This window comes from Wenyingzhuangia sp. 2_MG-2023 (assembly GCF_030548295.1).
Classification (GTDB): domain Bacteria; phylum Bacteroidota; class Bacteroidia; order Flavobacteriales; family Flavobacteriaceae; genus Wenyingzhuangia.
In genome coordinates, this window is record NZ_JAUOSB010000005.1 from 154,399 (window position 1) to 174,153 (window position 19,755).

Annotated in this window: 16 protein-coding genes; 14 read left to right on the top strand and 2 right to left on the bottom strand. The window is 33.0% G+C overall.

Annotated elements, in window-relative coordinates; genetic code table 11:
• The first annotated feature begins 92 nt into the window (after positions 1-92).
• From Q4548_RS08215 to Q4548_RS08230, 4 genes are all read left to right on the top strand, one after another.
• Positions 93-2,048: an amylo-alpha-1,6-glucosidase gene (locus Q4548_RS08215; RefSeq protein ID WP_303453567.1), complete on the top strand. Its 1,956-nt coding sequence runs from the start codon at positions 93-95 to the stop codon at positions 2,046-2,048.
• A gap of 75 nt (positions 2,049-2,123) precedes the next feature.
• Positions 2,124-2,852, top strand: coding sequence for a TIGR00730 family Rossman fold protein (locus Q4548_RS08220; protein ID WP_303453570.1), 729 nt, complete (start codon positions 2,124-2,126; stop codon positions 2,850-2,852).
• 68 nt (positions 2,853-2,920) lie between these two features.
• A complete protein-coding gene (locus Q4548_RS08225; RefSeq protein WP_303453572.1) occupies positions 2,921-5,659 on the top strand; it encodes a M1 family aminopeptidase in 2,739 nt (912 codons plus the stop codon).
• Positions 5,660-5,742: 83 nt separating this feature from the next.
• Entirely contained in the window at positions 5,743-8,199 is a 2,457-nt protein-coding gene (locus Q4548_RS08230; RefSeq protein ID WP_303453573.1) for a thiamine pyrophosphate-dependent enzyme, read from the top strand.
• Positions 8,200-8,299: 100 nt separating this feature from the next.
• Here the strand turns inward: Q4548_RS08230 and Q4548_RS08235 are convergent, their stop codons facing one another.
• Positions 8,300-9,571 (bottom strand): DUF2851 family protein, encoded by a 1,272-nt coding sequence (locus Q4548_RS08235; RefSeq protein WP_303453576.1) that lies wholly within the window; start codon positions 9,569-9,571, stop codon positions 8,300-8,302.
• 82 nt (positions 9,572-9,653) lie between these two features.
• Here Q4548_RS08235 and Q4548_RS08240 point away from each other — a divergent pair, with 82 nt between their 5' ends.
• The 10 genes from Q4548_RS08240 to Q4548_RS08285 all read left to right on the top strand — a co-directional run bounded on the left by Q4548_RS08240 (position 9,654) and on the right by Q4548_RS08285 (position 17,956).
• Positions 9,654-10,283, top strand: a complete 630-nt coding sequence (locus tag Q4548_RS08240) for an NAD(P)H-dependent oxidoreductase (protein WP_303453578.1) — start codon at positions 9,654-9,656, stop codon at positions 10,281-10,283.
• Positions 10,283-11,740 carry an aminoacyl-histidine dipeptidase gene (locus Q4548_RS08245; RefSeq protein ID WP_303453581.1) on the top strand — a complete coding sequence of 486 codons (1,458 nt, stop codon included), beginning with the start codon at positions 10,283-10,285 and terminating at the stop codon, positions 11,738-11,740. The genes Q4548_RS08240 and Q4548_RS08245 overlap by 1 nt, the downstream gene beginning before the upstream one ends.
• Before the next feature lie 133 nt (positions 11,741-11,873).
• Entirely contained in the window at positions 11,874-12,635 is a 762-nt protein-coding gene (locus tag Q4548_RS08250) for a ParA family protein (RefSeq protein WP_303453583.1), read from the top strand.
• Between the two features lie 5 nt (positions 12,636-12,640).
• Positions 12,641-13,531, top strand: coding sequence for a ParB/RepB/Spo0J family partition protein (locus Q4548_RS08255; RefSeq protein ID WP_303453584.1), 891 nt, complete (start codon positions 12,641-12,643; stop codon positions 13,529-13,531).
• Between the two features lie 28 nt (positions 13,532-13,559).
• The gene (locus Q4548_RS08260) at positions 13,560-14,096 is read left to right on the top strand and encodes a DUF5683 domain-containing protein (protein WP_303453586.1); all 537 of its coding nucleotides are present in this window, start codon (positions 13,560-13,562) and stop codon (positions 14,094-14,096) included.
• Positions 14,097-14,098: 2 nt separating this feature from the next.
• Positions 14,099-14,800 (top strand): 4-hydroxy-tetrahydrodipicolinate reductase, encoded by a 702-nt coding sequence (dapB, locus tag Q4548_RS08265; RefSeq protein ID WP_303453589.1) that lies wholly within the window; start codon positions 14,099-14,101, stop codon positions 14,798-14,800.
• 18 nt (positions 14,801-14,818) lie between these two features.
• Entirely contained in the window at positions 14,819-16,372 is a 1,554-nt protein-coding gene (lepB, locus tag Q4548_RS08270) for a signal peptidase I (RefSeq protein WP_303453591.1), read from the top strand.
• Between the two features lie 2 nt (positions 16,373-16,374).
• Complete coding sequence (locus Q4548_RS08275) at positions 16,375-17,010, top strand: WbqC family protein (RefSeq protein WP_303453592.1); 636 nt, start codon at positions 16,375-16,377, stop codon at positions 17,008-17,010.
• The gene (locus Q4548_RS08280) at positions 16,997-17,308 is read left to right on the top strand and encodes a DUF6122 family protein (RefSeq protein ID WP_303453595.1); all 312 of its coding nucleotides are present in this window, start codon (positions 16,997-16,999) and stop codon (positions 17,306-17,308) included. The genes Q4548_RS08275 and Q4548_RS08280 overlap by 14 nt, the downstream gene beginning before the upstream one ends.
• Positions 17,309-17,377: 69 nt before the next feature.
• Positions 17,378-17,956 carry a Crp/Fnr family transcriptional regulator gene (locus Q4548_RS08285; protein ID WP_303453597.1) on the top strand — a complete coding sequence of 193 codons (579 nt, stop codon included), beginning with the start codon at positions 17,378-17,380 and terminating at the stop codon, positions 17,954-17,956.
• 72 nt (positions 17,957-18,028) lie between these two features.
• On the opposite strand, the gene Q4548_RS08290 is transcribed toward Q4548_RS08285, so the two are convergent.
• Positions 18,029-19,735, bottom strand: a complete 1,707-nt coding sequence (locus Q4548_RS08290) for a DUF349 domain-containing protein (RefSeq protein ID WP_303453600.1) — start codon at positions 19,733-19,735, stop codon at positions 18,029-18,031.
• Positions 19,736-19,755: the final 20 nt, after the last annotated feature.

Genomic DNA, 19,755 nt, shown 5'->3' on the forward strand with positions numbered 1-19,755 from the left:
TTTTTAGGTTATTGGTATCTTTAAGAAGGTGAAAAAGACATGTCTTAAAACATATGTCATGATTGCTAAAATTGCATCTAAAAGATTAGATTATGAAAACATCAGACAAAGAAATTGGAGAGTTGTTGAATCTTGAGTGGTTAGAAACTAATGGAATTGGAGGTTATGCTTCATCTTCCATTACTGGAGCTAATACACGTAAATATCATGGATTGTTGGTAGCTCCTTTCAACCCGCCAACAGATCGAAAAAATTTGGTAGGAAAAATAGAAGAACGCATACTTTTAGACGATGTGTATTCAGACCTTTCTGTAAACCAATATCCAAACATTATACATCCTACAGGACAGCAATACTTAACGGAGTTTACACGAAGACCTTTTGCTACTTGGCAATACCAATCAGACCATTGGAAGCTGAAAAAACAACTTTTTATGGTTCACGGCAGTAACACCACTGTACTTACTTATGAAAATACAGGAACAAATACTTTTGAGTTGGAGTTGCACCCTCTGTGGGAATTCAAAGACTATCATGGAAATTTTACCAAAAATTCACATCATTTTGAATATCAAAAAAACGAGAATCATATTGAAGTAACACTTTCTAAAGAAATAAATCCCGTTTATTGGGATTGGTCTCAAGGAAAATTTATAGAAAAAAGAGCATGGTACAAAAACTTTCAACTTTCTAAAGAAAATTACAGAGGTGAAAGAGATCAAGAAGATTTGTATAGAATTGGTTACATAACTTGTGCGTTGGCTCCAGGACAAAAAATAAAAATAAGCTTTACTACTGATGCTAAAATGGTGGGTAGAGAGTATCAAAAATTAGAAGAAAAAACACTCAAACATCTAAAAAAATTAAAAAGTAAGGAAACTAAAAATGTATTTTATAATGATTTATTAATTTCTGGAGATCAATTTATTGTAAAAAGAAATTCTACCAAATCCAAAACCATTATTGCAGGTTATCACTGGTTTACAGATTGGGGAAGAGATACCATGATTGCCATGCGTGGATTGACCATTGCTACTGGAGACCAAAAAACAACAAAATCTCTATTGTCTACTTTTCTAAAATATGTAGACAAAGGAATGTTGCCCAATCGTTTTCCTGATTTTTCGAAACAAGAAATAGAATACAACACCATTGATGCAACATTGTGGATGTTTATTGCACTATACGAATACCGTCAAAAATTTGACGATTTGGCTTTTGTACAATTACACATCAAAAAATTAGAAAAAATACTAACCACACACATCAAAGGAACTCGCTACAACATTCACACAACTCCCGAAGGTTTTTTGTCTGGCGGACAAGACGGTGTGCAATTGACATGGATGGATGCTTTGGTTGATGGATATGTGGTAACTCCTAGAATGGGATGCCCCGTAGAAATTAACGCATTATGGTACAATGCTTTGCGAATTTTTGAAACACTTGCAAAAGAATGCAACCATCCCGTAAAAAGCAACATTTCCAAAGTTCTAAAAAAAATAACAACCAACTTTAAAACCTATTTTCTGAACGAGAATGGCTATTTGAACGATGTTGTGGTTCCGAATAAAACTGTAGATAGCAGCTTTAGATCCAATCAAATTTATGTAGTGAGTTTGCCCTTTTCTTTATTGACGTTGAAAGAAGAAAAGAAAATTGTAAAAATGGTGGAAGAGAAATTACTCACTGATTTTGGTTTGCGCACTTTAGACCCAAACGATTCCAATTACAAAGGACATTACGGAGGTAACAAATGGGAAAGAGACACAGCTTATCACCAAGGTACGGTTTGGACCTTTATTTTGATGGACTATTGGGAAGCGTATTTAAAAACACATAAAAAATCTGAAGCAGCAAAGAAAAAAGTTCTCAGAGCTTTGCAACCACTTCAAGATCATTTTTATCATCAAAATGGACTACACACCATTTCCGAAATATTTGACGGAGATCATCCTTTTGATGGAAGAGGTTGTATTCAACAAGCATGGTCTGTTGCTGCGTTAATTAAACTCTATAGCGACTACAAACTTTATAAAATAGCTTAATGCAATCCTAAAGTATTCTTTACACAATTTTTGTATATTGATCGAGTTATCATAATGATAGAAATGAATACAAATATGACTGAGAAAGAACACTCTGAACACGAAGAGAATAGAATTTATGAAAAGTTTGAACAAAAAGATTGGAATGAAATAAAAACCAATGATTCATGGGCGGTATTTAAGATTATGTCCGAAATGGTCAATGGTTTTGAGAGCATGGCTAAAATTGGCCCTTGTGTAAGTATTTTTGGATCTGCCAGAACAAAAACAGATCACAAAAACTACAAATTAGCAGAAGAAATTGCTTGTAAACTTACACAAAATGGATTTGGAATTATAACAGGTGGTGGCCCTGGAATTATGGAAGCTGGAAATAAAGGAGCTCACAAAGGAAGAGGAACTTCTGTAGGATTGAACATTGATCTTCCTTTTGAACAACACAACAATCCATGGATAGACAGAGACAAAAGTGTCAACTTTGACTACTTCTTTGTTAGAAAAGTAATGTTCATGAAATATTCTCAAGGATATGTAGTAATGCCAGGAGGTTTTGGAACTTTAGATGAATTGTTTGAAGCCATCACTTTGATTCAAACCAAAAAAATTGGTCGTTTTCCTATTGTATTGGTTGGTAAATCTTACTGGGCTGGCTTGCTAGACTGGATCAAAGATCAATTGTTAGAAAAACACAAAACTATACATGCAGAAGATTTGAATCTTTTTCGTTTGGTAGACACTGCCGATGAAGCTGTTGAGCACCTAAACAATTTTTACAACAAATACAAATTAAAGCCCAACTTCTAAGATTGAAACTACGCTATACCATTTTCCTTTTTATCCTATCTTTTAGCGTTTATAGTCAAAAAAATCAATTGACTATAAACGCTGAACTTGTTCCTAAAAAAAAGAGCCTTTCTATTCAGCAAGAAATAACGTATTACAATCACAGCAAAGATTCCTTGCATAAAATAGTCTTAAAAAACTGGGGAAATAGTTATAAAAACGACAACACTCCCCTAGCCAAAAGACTCTTAGAAGATTACAAAACTGATTTTTACTTTTCCAAAAAAAGTGATAGAGGTTCTAGTAAAATTCATCAATTACAAATTGACAAACAAACTGCTAAGTATCATATTCCAAAAAACTATCTAGACATAATAGTTATTGATTTAGATGAAAAACTTGCTCCAAAAGACAGTTTAAAAATAGAGATAGATTACATCGTTAAAATTCCAGATGCAAAATTTACAGGAAATGGAAACCGTGATTTGGATTATTATTTAGAAGATTGGTACATATCTCCTGTTGTTTATGACCAGCAATGGGAAATGGATACACATAAAAACCTCAACTATCAACACAACAGTCCTAGTGATTATTTTATCCATCTAAAAACACCTGTTGGATACCACGTTTATAGCGATTTTGAAACTCATCTAGAAACAGAAAAGACATTTATCAACCATCATTTAAAAGGGCTGAATCAAACCAAAGCAAATCTTAGTATTACGTTTTTAAATTCCTATTTAGAAGCGCACACCTATCCTTCTACAATCCTAACCAATTTTGTTTCTTCTAACATTAGCCTTGAGCAACAAAAAATAGCCATGCAAAAAATGATGTTTTTTTTAAAAGATCATTTAAAAAAAAATCCGCCTCATCAACTTTTGATAGAGAAAAAAACATACGATAGAAATCCTATTTATGAATTGAAATACTTGCCAAATAAACTCCATCCTTTTACGGATCAATTTAAATGGGAAGCTGAATTTTTCAACGCTTTGTCTTCGGAATACTTAGCACAAACACTTTCTTTGAATCAAAATAAAGATTATTGGCTATCAGAAGGATTAAAAGTGTATTTGTTTATTCAATACATGGATACCTACTTTCCAAACGTAAAAATATTAGGAAGACTTGCCAATATTTGGGGAATCAAAAGCATGCACATTGCCAAACAAGATTTTACCTATAAATTTTCCATTCTACATCAAATTACTGCCAGAGAAAATTTGGATCAGAGTTTAAACACCCCTTTAAAAGACCTTTCTAATTTTAACAAAAAAATCACATCCCCCTACAAAGCAGGAATCGGTTTTTTGTTTTTAGAATCGTATGTTGGAAAAGAAACACTAAATAGTACCATTGCTGATTTTATTCACAAAAATCAAAACAGAGAAACTACCGCTGAAGATTTCTTGTCTCTTTTGCAAAAAAACACATCCAAAGACATTGCTTGGTTTCAAAAAGAATGGCTTAACACTCGTAAAAAAATTGATTATAAAATAGAAGATGCTGAATTTGAAAAAGACAGTGTAGTCGTAACACTAAAAAACAAAAGAAGCATTCAAACCCCTGTACTAGTTTATGGTTTGAAAGGAAAAGATATCATTAACAAAACATGGGTTGATGGATTTTCGGATTTGAAAAAAATTAAAATTAAAAATGACAGTCTAGACAAAGTTGTTTTGAATTACGAAAATATATATCCCGAAATAAACAACCGAAACAACTGGAAAAACAAACACCCTAAACTGTTTGAACGTCCTTTGCAAATCAAATTATTAAAGGATTTAAACAACCCAAGAAAACATCAAGTTTTTCTTAAACCCGAAGCTACTTACAATTATTACGATGGTGTAATTCTAGGAATGAGCATTCAAAATCAAGCTTTTATGAGAAAGAATTTTGAATACTCTATCAAACCTACATTTAGCACACAAAGCAAAAGTTTGACGGGTGGATTTGGTTTAGATTATTCCATCTATCCCGAAAACACAAATATTTACAAAATGAATGTGGGGATTGGTGGAAGCAATTATCACTATACCGAAGACTTAAACTACAATACATTGGCCCCACACTTCTCCATCAGTTTCAAACAAAAAAACTTTAGAGCACTTGGTCAAAATCAAATAACAGCTTTATTTTTAGATATTGACAAAGATGTGCCCAAAGGAATTGAGCAAACCGACGAAGATCAATACAACTTATTCAAACTTGATTATTTGTACAGAAAAAACAAACTGATTCATGATTACCGACTCAATGTAAATACTGAGTTTGCTTCTAAATTCAGCAAATTAAATTTAGATTTTAGGTACCGCCATTTGACCAATAGTAAAAGACCTTTGGAACTTCGTTTTTTTGGAGGAGTTTTTCTGAGAAATCACACAAATAGTAATTATTTTAGTTTTAATCAGCACACAGCAAACGATTATTTGTTTGAATTGCCTTATTTAGGAAGATCTGAAGCAACAGGACTTTTAAGTCAACAATATTTCAAAGCGCAGGGTGGATTTGTGTCTCAAAACAGTCCTGGTTTTGCCAATCAATGGCTAACGAGTATCAATACGAGTGTTGGAATCTGGCGATGGGTAGAGGCATTTAACAATGTTTCTTTGTTAAAAAACAAAAATCATCCTTCTCATTTTGATTACGAAAGTGGTATTCGCTTGAACTTTATTCCCGATATTTTTGAATTGTATTTTCCCGTATACAATAAGGAAGGCTTTGTTCCTCAACAAGATAACTATTGGAACACCGTTCGTTTTGTCATCACTTTAAAAGCACAACCAATTGTTAAGTTTTTAAAACAACAACTGTTTTAACAATTGTGTAGAGCAATAAAGACTTAAACTTTACTTTCCGCTCAGAATTGTTTAACTTTGCACCTTACAAATTGTGATAAAAGATGCCTATTACTGTTGACTCAAAAAGCGAACACGAACTAACATTTCTTCAATTTAAGAAAGAAATTTTAAATGACTATTACATAGCTGTACTAAGTCGTGAATGTAGTTTGCTAGGTCGCAAAGAGGTGTTGACTGGTAAAGCCAAGTTTGGAATTTTTGGAGATGGTAAAGAATTGCCACAAATAGCTATGGCCAAAGCTTTTGAAAAAGGAGATTGGAGATCGGGTTATTACAGAGATCAAACTTTTATGCTTGCCTTAGGAGAGTTGACTCCTCAACAATTTTTTGCAGGTTTGTATGCTCATACAGACATCAATCATGAACCCTTTGCTGCAGGTAGACAAATGGGAGGTCATTTTGCTTCTCATAGTTTAGATGAAAATGGAGAATGGAAAAATTTGACCAAACAATACAACACTGCTTCTGATGTCTCTTGTACTGCCGCACAAATGCCTAGATTGGTAGGTTTGGCTTATGCTTCTAAACTTTACAGAGAAGAAAAAACGGTTCAAAAGGGATATGAAAAATTCAGCCATAAAGGAAACGAAGTTGCTTGGGGAACCATTGGAAATGCCAGTACAAGTGAAGGCCACTTTTTTGAAGCTATCAATGCTGCTGGAGTTTTGCAAATTCCCATGGTTGCTAGTATATGGGACGATGAGTATGGAATTTCAGTACACCAAAAACACCACACTACTAAAGAAAACATATCTGAAGTTTTAAAAGGTTTTCAAAGAGATAAAAACACAAAAGGAATAGAAATTTTTAACGTTAAAGGTTGGGATTATTCTAACTTGATAGAAACTTATACCAAAGCATCAGAAATAGCAAGAGAACAACATGTACCTGTTATGATTCATGTTAGTGAAGTTACACAACCTCAAGGTCATTCTACTTCAGGATCTCATGAACGTTATAAAAGTGCTGAACGTTTGCAATGGGAAAAAGATTTCGATTGTATCAAAAAAATGCGTGAATGGATTTTAGCATTTGATTTGGTTGATGGCGATTTAGAATTAAAATTGGTAGATGACGAGAGTGAATTGATTGCCATTGAAAAAAGAGCTAGACAAGAAGTTTCTGCTGCAAAAAGACAAGCATGGGAAGCATTTTTAGCTCCGTTAAAAAAAGAAGAAGATAGCTTGATTGTAATTTTAGACAAAGTTTGTGAAGAAAGCATCAACAGAAATTTTATTCTAAAATTGCGAAATGATTTGGCTGGATTGAAAGAAATTCACCGTAAAGAAATATATGGAACTGCAAGAAAGGTGTTGAGCTACATTAGAGAAGAAAACATTCCTAGCAGAAAATTATTACAGAATTGGTTGCAAAAAAATCTACCAATTGCTCAAGAGAAATACAGCTCTAAAGTATTGAACGATTTTGGCAAAGGAGCTTCTACGATTGCAGAAAAACAACCAACTTATGCTCCCGAAAAAGAAATTGTTGATGCACGAATCATCATCAGAGATAATTTTGAAGCACTCTTAAAAAAACACGACAATCTTTTTATTTTTGGTGAAGATGCTGGAAAAATTGGAGATGTAAATCAAGGATTAGAAGGTTTACAAGACAAGTTTGGCGAATTACGTGTTGCCGATACTGGAATTAGAGAAGCAACCATTATGGGACAAGGAATAGGAATGGCTTTAAGAGGCTTAAGACCTATTGCTGAAATTCAATATTTGGATTATATATTATACGCTGTACAAACCTTAAGTGATGACTTGGCATGCTTACGCTACAGAACGTATGGTAAACAAACTGCTCCTTTAATTGTAAGGACTAGAGGACACAGATTGGAAGGAATTTGGCATTCTGGTTCCCCAATGGCTCTTATTTTAAGTTGCTTAAGAGGAATGCATTTGTTAGTGCCCAGAAACATGACCAAAGCAGCAGGATTTTACAATACGTTGTTACAAACTGATGAACCTGCCATTGTGATAGAAAACTTGAACGGTTACCGTTTGAAAGAAGAAAAACCAAACAATTTAGGTGAGTTTTTAACCCCGATTGGTTATGCCGAAACCATCAAAGAAGGAACAGACATTACATTAGTTTCTTATGGTTCTACTTTAAAAATAGTCATGGAAGTGGCTCTTCGCGAATTGGCTCAAGTAGGGATCAATGCAGAAGTTATTGATGTGCAAAGTTTGATGCCTTTTGACCTAGATCATCATATTAGTAAAAGTGTTGCTAAAACAAATCGTTTGGCCATTATAGATGAAGATGTTCCTGGAGGAGCTTCCGCTTACATTTTACAAAAAGTAGTAGACGAACAAAATGCTTACAACTATTTAGACAGCAAACCTATATGTGTTTCTGCACAAGAACACAGACCTGCGTATGGTAGTGATGGTGATTATTTTTCTAAACCTTCTCACGATGATGTTTTTGAAAAAGTATATGCCATTTTTCACGAAGCAAAACCTACTCAATTCCCTAAACTCTATTAAAGACAATTCACATTAAATTCATACAAAAGCTTAAAGATTTAAAACTCTTTAAGCTTTTATAAATTCATACACTTTATACAACGAAACCGAGATACTTATATCAAGTCTGCACACAGGTAATCCCGATGGTACACTCCGTACAACGCTCCTTATTACAATATTCTTTTTTTAAAGTCAACAAAGCCTGAGTTTCCAAAGCTGAATTAAACTCTGCTCCTATTTGTTTAAATTTCTCTACAATTGTATTTTTTTCTGCGGGAATTTGATACATCAACTCTAACAAATTAGTAGCATCTTCACCTTTTGTTTTCTTGTGTAAAAACAAAACAGGAACCACAACGTTTATCAACAACAAATCCACAAAACTCTTACTTATTTTTTTGGGTGATTTTTTAGACGACTTGTCAAAATTGTAATGCATTTGCCAATACAACTCCATTGTTATATCAAACAATTGTTTGTACGTATCAACCTCAGTCCCCATGTTTAAAAAACGAACAAAAACAGAAGTATATGTCTCATAAAAGGCGATCAATTGAGCCAATCTTATGGTAGGAAAATTCTGAGGACGACAACCATAAAAGTGCAATTTTGGAAATGTCAAATTTTGCAATTGGTATTTTTGTTTCTGATACGCAAATTCTTTTCTTAAATTCTGGTAATAAGAATCTTCTATCTCTTCATCCTCTAACAAACCAACCAGTCCAAACAACAAAGATGAAGCTGTTTTATTCACCAATGTTTTTCTAATTGTGGCAAAATCTACCTGAGCAAACGCATCCATAAAAAAAGTTCCATTCAAATTTCCTCCAAAATATTTTGCCATTGTTAAAAACAAAGTGGCTTCCCAATCGTTTCCTGTTATCCCAAAAACAGCTTCAACCTCTTTTGTTTTTCGTTCCAATCGTTCTACATACACACGCTCCAGCCAATGTTTTAAAACAAAAGAATCTACGTTTTTAAAACTAGCTTCACAAAAAATCCATTGATGTGGAGTATTCATTAATTGATGGTAATTCTCTATTACCAATGGAAATATCAATCCTTTCAATTCCAACGTTGGAATTGGGTTACTATACTGATCAAAAACTTCTACATCGTGGTCATACACCACATGTAAAATCACATTTTGATAATTTTTGTCTTCCTGATGTTTGTGTGCATACCAATCCGAAGATTTTACGTGTATTTCTATATTTCCAGCCCATTTTTGATTGTTGATTTCTATCAAGGCATTGCTAAAATCCGGTCCTTGTAATGTGTTCAACACACCTTTTTGATGGATTTTTATAGGTTCTTGTTGACTTGTTGTCATTTTTGTGGTCTCTAACAACTGTTGTTGCCAAACCAAATGTAGAAAAGACTCTTTCATAGCTTTTTGAGAATCTGCGTTTTGAACATATCAAGTTAAAAAATAAATACCTTATTTTTGCTATGAAATAAGACAAACCCACATGAACATCATAGAAAGTCTGCAATGGCGTTACGCAACCAAAAAATTTGACCCCAACAAAAAAATTTCTTCAACACAATTACAAACCTTAAAAGAGGCGTTTAATTTAACCGCTACTTCTTATGGATTGCAAGCTCTGAACTTAGTAATTGTAAAAAACACTGACTTAAGAGAACAATTACTAGAAGCTAGTTTCAACCAGAAACAAGTGATAGATGCATCTCATTTGTTGGTTATTTGTTACCCAATCAATTTTGACAGTAATAATGTTAACGAATATTTTGAGTTGGTACAACAAATTAGAAACACACCCGAAGAAGTACTCAAACCTTTTAAAGATTTTTTAATTCACGAATTTGAAACAAAATCTACAGTAGACAAAAATATTTACTTTACCAAACAAGCGTACATTGCTTTGGGAAATCTACTAACAACTTGCGCTGTAGAAAAAATCGACGCTTGTCCTATGGAAGGTTTTATTCCTTCTAAATACGATGAAATCTTAGGCCTAACAGAAAAAGGTTTGACATCTGTATTGGTTTTACCTGTTGGTTTTAGGGCCGAAGACGATTTTATGGCCAAAGAAAAAAAAGTAAGAAAACCATTGTCTAAAACTATTATTGAATTGTAATGAAACAACCACTATCACATATAGAACCTAAAGAAATATGGAATCACTTTAGTTCCATCAATGCCATTCCTAGAGCCTCAAAAAAAGAACAAGCCATTTCTGATTTCATGGTCACTTTTGGAAAAAAACTTGGCTTAGAAACTTTTCAAGACAAAGCGTTAAACGTATTGATTAAAAAACCCGCAACGACAGGATTTGAAAATAGAAAAAAAGTAACACTGCAATCGCACTTAGACATGGTGCACCAAAAAAACAATGACACTGTTTTTGACTTTGACACCCAAGGAATTGAAATGTACGTAGATGGAGATTGGGTAAAAGCAAATGGTACAACTTTGGGTGCAGACAATGGTTTGGGAGTAGCAACCATTATGACAATTCTTGCTAGCAATGAATTGGAACATCCTGAACTAGAAGCTTTGTTTACCATAGATGAAGAAACAGGAATGACAGGAGCTTTTGAATTGCAAACAGGGTTTATTTCTGGGGATATTTTATTAAACTTAGATACCGAAGAAGATGATGAAATCACCATTGGTTGTGCTGGTGGAGTTGATGTCACCGCTATCAAAACATACTCTCCTGTTCCTACAAAAAACGATGCTATTTGTTATAAAATCACTGTAAATGGTTTGAAAGGTGGGCATTCTGGAATTGAAATTCACAAAGGATTAGGAAATGCTAACAAACTATTGACTCGTATTTTGTACGAACTACAAAAAAGTATTGATTTTCAAATTACAGCGTTAAAAGGAGGAAGTTTGAGAAATGCCATTCCTAGAGAAGCTGAATGCACCATTAGTATTGCAAAATATGATGTTCTTGAAAACATTTTTCAATCACTGGCAACTAAAATTAGCAACGAATGGAAAGTTAAAGAACCTAATTTAAATATTCAATTGACATCAACAGATATTGCTAAAACAGGTTTGTCTGACAATGATCAAAAAGAACTAATTAGTGTATTGTATGCTTGTCATAATGGAGTTTATACCTACGACCCTAGCATTGTTGATCTGGTAGCCACTTCTAACAATTTGGCTTCAGTAAACGTACAAGAAGGAAAAATGAAAATTGCTTGTTTGACAAGATCTTCTATTGAAACTGAAAAACAAGATTTGGTAAATCAATTAACATCTTGTTTTGAATTGGGAAATTACACGGTTCACACAGACGGAGATTATCCAGGTTGGCAACCCAACCCTACTTCTGATATTTTAACAAGTATGAGTTCTATTTACAAAAAAATGTTTAAAAGCGAACCGAATGTAAATGCTTGTCATGCTGGGTTGGAATGTGGAATTATAGGAAAACCTTATCCAAATATGGAAATGATTTCTTTTGGACCAACCATTAGAGGAGCACATTCTCCTGATGAAAAAGCAAGCATTAGTTCTGTTCAGAAATTCTGGTCATTTTTAATCGAAATTTTAAAAAACATACCTAATAAACTTTAATTAGTCCATATACAAGAGTTGTTAACAATTAGAAGCAATTCCATCATTTTAGGTACAATAATTGTTAATATCTTAACTTTCGTTAACAGACAAATAATTGTACTTTTACACACATCACAAACAGCAAATATTCATGGGAAAAATCATTGCTATTGCTAATCAGAAAGGCGGAGTCGGAAAAACGACCACTTCTGTTAATTTAGCAGCTTCTTTAGGGGTTTTAGAAAAAAAAGTGTTACTTATTGATGCGGATCCTCAAGCAAATGCGACCTCTGGATTAGGAATTGATATTGAGAATGTAGAGAAAGGAACTTACGAAATTTTGGAACACACGTGCACAGCTACAGAAGCTATTGTTGCTACAACGTCTCCAAATGTAGATATCATTCCAGCACATATTGATTTGGTTGCTATTGAAATTGAATTGGTTGATAAAGAAAATAGAGAATACATGTTGAAGGAAGTGTTAAAACCAATCAAAGACTTGTACGATTTTATCATTATTGACTGTGCTCCTTCTTTAGGACTGATTACATTAAACGCTTTAACAGCGGCAGACTCTGTCATCATTCCAATTCAATGTGAATATTTTGCCTTAGAAGGATTGGGTAAATTGTTAAACACTATTAAAAGTGTTCAGAAAATTCACAACCCTTTATTAGATATTGAAGGACTTTTATTAACCATGTTTGACTCTCGTTTAAGGTTGTCAAATCAAGTTGTAGAAGAAGTAAAAACTCACTTTAGTGAAATGGTTTTTGATACCATTATAGCTCGTAATACTCGTTTGAGTGAAGCACCTAGTTACGGAGAAAGCATCATTGCTTATGACGCAACATGTAAAGGAGCTGTAAATTACATCAGTTTGGCACAAGAAGTGATTACAAAGAATTAATAAATATGGCAAAAGCAACAAAAAAACAAGCTTTAGGTAGAGGTCTTTCTGCTTTGTTGAAAGAAAATGATATGAGTGTTCGCTCAGCCAATCATGAAAAAGCAACAGAGATTGTTGGAAATATTATTGAACTAAGTCTAGAACAAATAGAGGTAAATCCTTTTCAGCCAAGAACTCATTTTGATGAGGAAGCGCTAAAAGAACTTGCAGATTCTATCAAGGTTTTAGGAGTTATTCAACCCATTACGGTAAGACGTGTTGATGACAAATTTCAATTGGTTTCTGGAGAAAGAAGATTTAGAGCTTCAAAACTGATTGGGAACACAACAATTCCTGCATATATACGTTTAGCTAATGACCAAGAAATGCTAGAAATGGCCTTGGTGGAAAACATTCAACGTAAAAATTTAGATCCTATCGAAGTAGCATTGTCATACCAACGTTTGATTGACGAAATCAACTTGACTCAAGAAGAGTTAGGAGAACGTGTGGGAAAAAAACGATCTACCATTACCAATTACTTACGTTTGTTAAAATTGGATCCTATCATTCAAATAGGAATGAGAGATGGTTTTTTATCCATGGGACACGGTAGAGCAATTATCAATATTGATGACAACGCAAAACAACTTGAGATTTATGAAAAAATCTTGAAAGATGGCTTATCAGTAAGACAAACAGAAGCTTTGGTTGCTGAAATGAAAAGAGAGAAATCTCCCAAACCTGTGCCTGTAACTCCTTCTTTTGTAAAAAATAACGAACAAGTTTTCAATCGTTTTTTTGGTCAAAAAGTGGCAATTACATCCAATGACAAAGGGAAGGGGAAAATTTCAATTTCGTTCAATTCCGAAGAGGAATTCAATCAAATTAAAACCATATTAAACCTTGGTGAATAATCGTATTTTCATAACACTACTCTTCTGTTTGAGTATTTTCTCTGTCTTTTCTCAAGAGACAGAAAGTCAATTGTCAGCTTCTGCTTTAGACAGTAAGAACTTTTTAGAAGATACTGATAGCTTCAATCCTCTATCTCCTGCAAAAGCAGCTTTTTATTCTGCTATTATTCCAGGATTAGGACAAGCTTACAACAGACGATACTGGAAAATACCTATTGTATACGGAGCCTTAGCTAGTAGTTTGTACTATTACAGCACTAACAATACCTCTTACAAAAGGTATAGAAAAGCTTTTAAACAACGACAAGCTGGAGAAATAGATGAATTTTACGACATTCTTTCTATAGAGAGTTTAGAAAACGCACAACAAGTATTGCGTAGCAATAGAGATACTTCTTTGCTAACTTTTGTAGGTTTGTATGCTTTGCAAATTTTAGAAGCAAGTATAGATGCGCATTTGTTACAATTTAACGTATCAGATAAAATTACTTTTGATCCTCTATTGATAAATGATCAACTGAACAACCAAAATTATATTGGGTTGTCTTTAAACCTTAATTTTTAAACATGAAAATAGCATTATTAGGATACGGAAAAATGGGACAGACTATTGAAAAAATAGCCGTAAGTAGAGGTCATGAAATCGTAATAAGAGTTGACGAAAATGTAAAAGAATACGATATTACACAAGCAGATGTAGCGATTGATTTTAGCATTCCTGGAGCAGCTGTAAACAATATATCTAACTGTCTAAACAACAATGTTCCTGTAGTTTCAGGAACCACAGGTTGGTTAGATCAATACGATGCTATGGTTGATTTGTGTAAAGAAAAAAAAGGTGGTTTTATTTATGCTTCTAACTATAGCTTGGGGGTAAACATCTTTTTTGAATTGAACCAACATTTGGCTAAAATGATGAAAAATCTAACGCAGTACAATGTTACTATGGAAGAAATTCATCACAAGCAAAAACTAGATGAACCGAGTGGAACTGCTATTACTTTGGCCGAAGGTGTAATTGAACATACCAAATATGAAGGTTGGGAAGTAGACAAAGCAAATGAAGATGTAAACATTCCAATCAAAGCTATTCGTAGTCCCGAAGTTCCTGGTACTCACACTGTGGAATACACCTCAGAAGTTGACAGTATAGAAATTAAACACACAGCACATAACCGTCAAGGATTTGCATTAGGAGCCGTAATTGCTTCTGAATGGTTGGTGGGTAAAAAAGGAGTATTCTCTATGAGAGATGTCCTAGGCTTATAACCCTCAAAAAATAAAAAAATGAACTGGATTATATTCTTTTTTGCAATACAAATATTGCATTTTGCAGGAACTTGGAAACTGTATCAAAAAGCAGGCAGAAAATCATGGGAAGCATTAGTCCCTATCTACAATGCTGTTGTTTTAATGAAAATTATCAACAGACCTATTTGGTGGGTGTTACTTTTGTTTATTCCTGTAATCAATCTATTGATCTTTCCAGTTGTTTGGGTAGAAATAGCTAGAAGTTTCAGAAAATTTGACACCAAAGATACCTGGTTGGCTATTCTATCTTTAGGTTTTTATAACTTTTACTTAAATTATGTTGTTTTTGACCAGTTAAAATACAACGAAAATAGAAGTACCAAACCGCCAAGTAAAACAGGTGAATGGGTAAGTTCTATTACTTTTGCAATTGCAGCTGCCACGTTTGTGCATACTTATATTATGCAACCTTTTACCATTCCAACTTCTTCGTTAGAAAAGTCGTTATTAATTGGTGATTTTTTGTTTGTGAGTAAATTTCATTACGGAGCTAAAACACCAATTTCACCATTGGCATTGCCTATGGTACATGATTCTATACCTGGTACTTCATTACGTTCTTACATTAAAGGAATAGAATTGCCTTACTTTAGATTGCCTGGTTTTCAAAAAGTAAAAAGAAACGAAATTGTAGTGTTTAACTGGCCTTCTGACTCACTAGCATTGATGTGGGGAGACAATTCTGGAAAATTCACATACAAACCTATTGATAAAAAAACCAACTATGTAAAACGTTGCGTCGGAATTCCCGGAGACAGTCTGGAAATTAAAAACGGATACATTTACATTAACGGAGAACGTACTGTGTTACCAGACAGAGCCAAACCACAATTTAACTACTATGTAGACACAAAATCTCCTTTTACTGCAGATGAAATTATTCACTTCTATGGAGTAAATCCTACGGAGGCTTCAGTAATGAATCAAGAAAGAACCAAATATTTCATCAACTTAGACAAAGAACACGCTTTGTTGATGCAAAAAGACCCTAAAGTAATTTCTATAAAAAGAAGTATTGATCCTAAAGGAGTATATGATCCTAGTGTTTTTCCGCACGATCCACAATATGCTTGGAGTCAAGACAATTATGGTCCTATTTACATACCTGCTAAAGGAGATGTGATTGAATTGAACAAGAAAACGTTGCCTTTTTACCAAAGAATTATTTCTGAGTATGAGAAGAATGATTTTGAGATCAAAGAAAATGGAGATATTTACATCAATGGTACAAAAACAAATCAATACACCATTCAACAAGATTACTTTTGGATGATGGGAGACAACCGTCAGCGTTCTTTAGATGCTCGTTATTGGGGATACACTCCGTTTGACCATGTAGTTGGTAAACCTGTATTTATTTGGATGAGCATTGATCAGAATGAAACGGCTATCAATAAAAAAATACGATGGGAAAGATTATTCACTACTGTACATGGTAGTGGAGAACCGAAATCTTACTTTCTTTACTTCTTAATAGCCATTGTTTTGTATTATGTTGGTAAAGAAGTATACAACAGAAGAAAAAAATAAATATGGTTAAAAACATAGTGATACAACCTGCATACTTTGCTCCCATAGCACAGTATGCAGCCATTATACAAGCCAATTCTATACTATTTGAAACACAAGATAACTTTGAGAAGCAAACATATAGGAACCGTTCATATATATATGCTGCTAATGGAAAACTACTGTTAAACATTCCTATTCAAAGTTCAAAAGGAGAAAAATTACTAAGCACTTCCGTTAAAATAAATTACGCAGAAGATTGGCAAAAGCTACATTTTAAATCCATACAATCAGCATACCGTTCCTCTCCATTTTTTGAATATTATGAGCATGATTTGGCTCCAATTTTTGATAAAAAATATACATACCTATCAGAATTACACCAAGATTGTCATCATTTTGTGATGGATGCATTGCAGGAAAACAAAACTTGTTCTAAAACTAAAGTTTATACAAAAGAATATTCTCAAGATATAGATCTTAGAAATTGGACAAATCCAAAACAGAACTTACAACTTGATTTCCCTTCTTACATTCAAGTTTTTGATGACAAACATGGGTTTATACCCAACCTGAGCATTCTAGATTTGATTTTTATGGAAGGTCCTAACGCAGGAATGTATTTAGAAAAATTAAATCTTAACCATGTTAACCTATAAGTTTATTGTACATTATAGTCTGCATTTTTTAGTTCCTGGTTTAATTGCTTATTTATACAACTCAAAAACATGGAAAAAAAACTGGCTGATACTGATTGCTACAATGTTAGTAGATTTGGATCACTTACTGGCTAATCCAATTTTTGAGCCCAATAGATGTAGTATTAATTTTCACCCGTTACACAGCCTTTATGCTATATTTATATACTTTTTACTGCTATTATTTCCTAAAACAAGACTGATAGCCATCGGTCTATTATTTCACATGTTAACTGATTTAATAGATTGTTTACTATAAATAGTAATTTTTCCAAATAAAATTACTTACATTTATTAATAGATTAATCAACCTGAACAACATTTATTTATGGAAGTACTTATTAATTTCGTCAAAGAAATTTATCCCTTATCAAATGAAGGTTTTCAAAAACTACTAAGCATATCAGAAATTGTATCCTATAAGGCTGGTGATCACTTATGTGAATTAGGTTCTGTAAACGATCGTATCTTTTTTATTTTAAACGGAGTTACGAGAACCTACATGAAAGAAACCCCAGAATCTTCTGAGATCAACAAATCCATTTGCTTTACAGGAAACCTTGCAACATCCTTAAAATCAGCAATCAACAAATCTCCTGCTAACATTGCTTGCCAATGTTTAACGGATTGTTTAATTGTAGAAACAAAAGAAGAGGATTTGTCTAGACTTAGACAAGAAAGTCAAGAATTTAGTGAGTTTATGTATAGAACCCTAGAGGTAGAGTACACCAAATTAGAAGAATCTTTGATAGATTTGCTCTCTAAAAACGCTACTGAAAGATATTTAGTATTGAGAGAAAAAATAAAAGATATTGATCAATTAATTCCTCAATACCACATTGCTTCTCATCTAGGTATTACACCAATACAACTAAGTAGAATTCGAAAAAAACTATTAAACAAGTAATTTTCTTAGTTTTAAAACCAAAAAAAATCCCTTCAGTATAAACATGAAGGGATTTTTTTGTGTTAAAAATTTTTATTTCTGTAAAGATCTAAAATATTTCATCTTATTTTTTGCTGATTTTAATTTTATTTTTTCTTTTTCAATAGATTTGATAACGGTATCAAACAAAGGGTTTCCTTTTTTGCTATTAGAAAAGAAACCTAAATTATTCTCCAATTGTTTTAAATCTTTCGTGGTAGCATCTATCTCTTTTCTTAGTTGATCGTATTCATCATATAATTTTTTACTATCGATAGCATACCAATAAGCTATTTTTAACTGATATTTAATCAACTCAGCCTCTACCTTATCTGTTGGTAATTCTATGCCTTTAGAAATAACTTGTTGTATTTCTTGATCAATTTTATTTTTCTGTGTTGGAACCAATCCAAGCTCAAGCCAGTTTTTGATCAATTTTTTGTAAGTATCTAAACTTATTTCAGAAGTTTCTAATTCTTGAAGAAATTGAACTTTATCTTCATAACTATTTTGTTCTTCTGGTGTTCCTTCTTTTTTAACATTGTTCAACCTATCAAAATAAGCATCACAAGCAGCTTTAAATTCATTCCACAATGCATCTGCTTGTTTTCTTGGTACAAAACCAACTTTTTTCCATTCTGCTTGAATTCTTTTGAAAGTTTCTGTAGCCGCAGGAAAGTCAGTTGATTCTTTCCAATCTAACGCTTCTTGAATCAATGCTTGTTTCTGAGTCAACGCTTCTGATTGGGATTTCTTTTGCTCTTTAAAAAACTCATTTTTTGCATGGTTAAAAGCTTTGGTTGCTTCTTTAAAAATGTTCCAAACTTCACCTGTTTTATTTTTTGGAATTTTACCAATTGCCAAAAATTGATCTTTCAAAACCTCAAAAGCATCGATACTTTTTTTCCAATCACCAAAACTTTTATTTTTAGAGAAATTAAAATTCTTGATTTCTTCTATTTTCTCAAGTTTTTTAGCATAATTTGCTTCTTCTTCTTTTTTTAATTCATTAGCAAATGCTGTTCTTTTCTGATGAATTTTATTTGTAATTTCCGAAAACTCTTGCCAAATAACCTCTCTATACTCTTTGGCTACAGGCCCAGTTTCTTCTTTCCAAATTTTATGTAAAAGCTGTAATTCATTAAACGCAAATAAAATATCTGAATGCTCTAACAACTCTTTTGCTTTCTGAACAATTTGTTGCTTTGCTTCTAAATTGTATTTAAAATCAATAGCTCTCAAATCATTATTCATATGCAACAAATCGTAAAACTGTTCTACATACAAATGATAATTACCCCACATTTCTTGGTATTTATCAGAAGCAACTGAACCAATTTCTTTCCAATCTGCTTGTAATTGCTGAAACTCTTTGTAAGCACTAGAAACATCTCCCTTTTCTACCAAAGCTTTAATGGCAGCAATAACAGCTTCTCTCTTTGCTAAATTGTTTTCTAACTCTTTGTTTATTTTATGATGGTGCTCTTTCTTTTTATCCAAGTAAGATTTCCATAAATTTTTAAAAGTAATCTGTATAGGTTGAATGTATTCAAAATCTATTTCATTTCCTCCTTCATTTATAAAAGCCTCTTTTGCTTTAGCCACATCTTCATTATGCTGAAGATAGAAAGAAGCTCTTATCGCGTTAGCTTCATCTTTAATATCTTGTATTGGCTTTTCAGCAATAAGATTATTTAATGCGCTAACTAAATCATCTAACGACATTGTTTTGTAGTCTGTAGATTGAATCTCATTCTCCATGGTAAGTATCATTGTTTGTA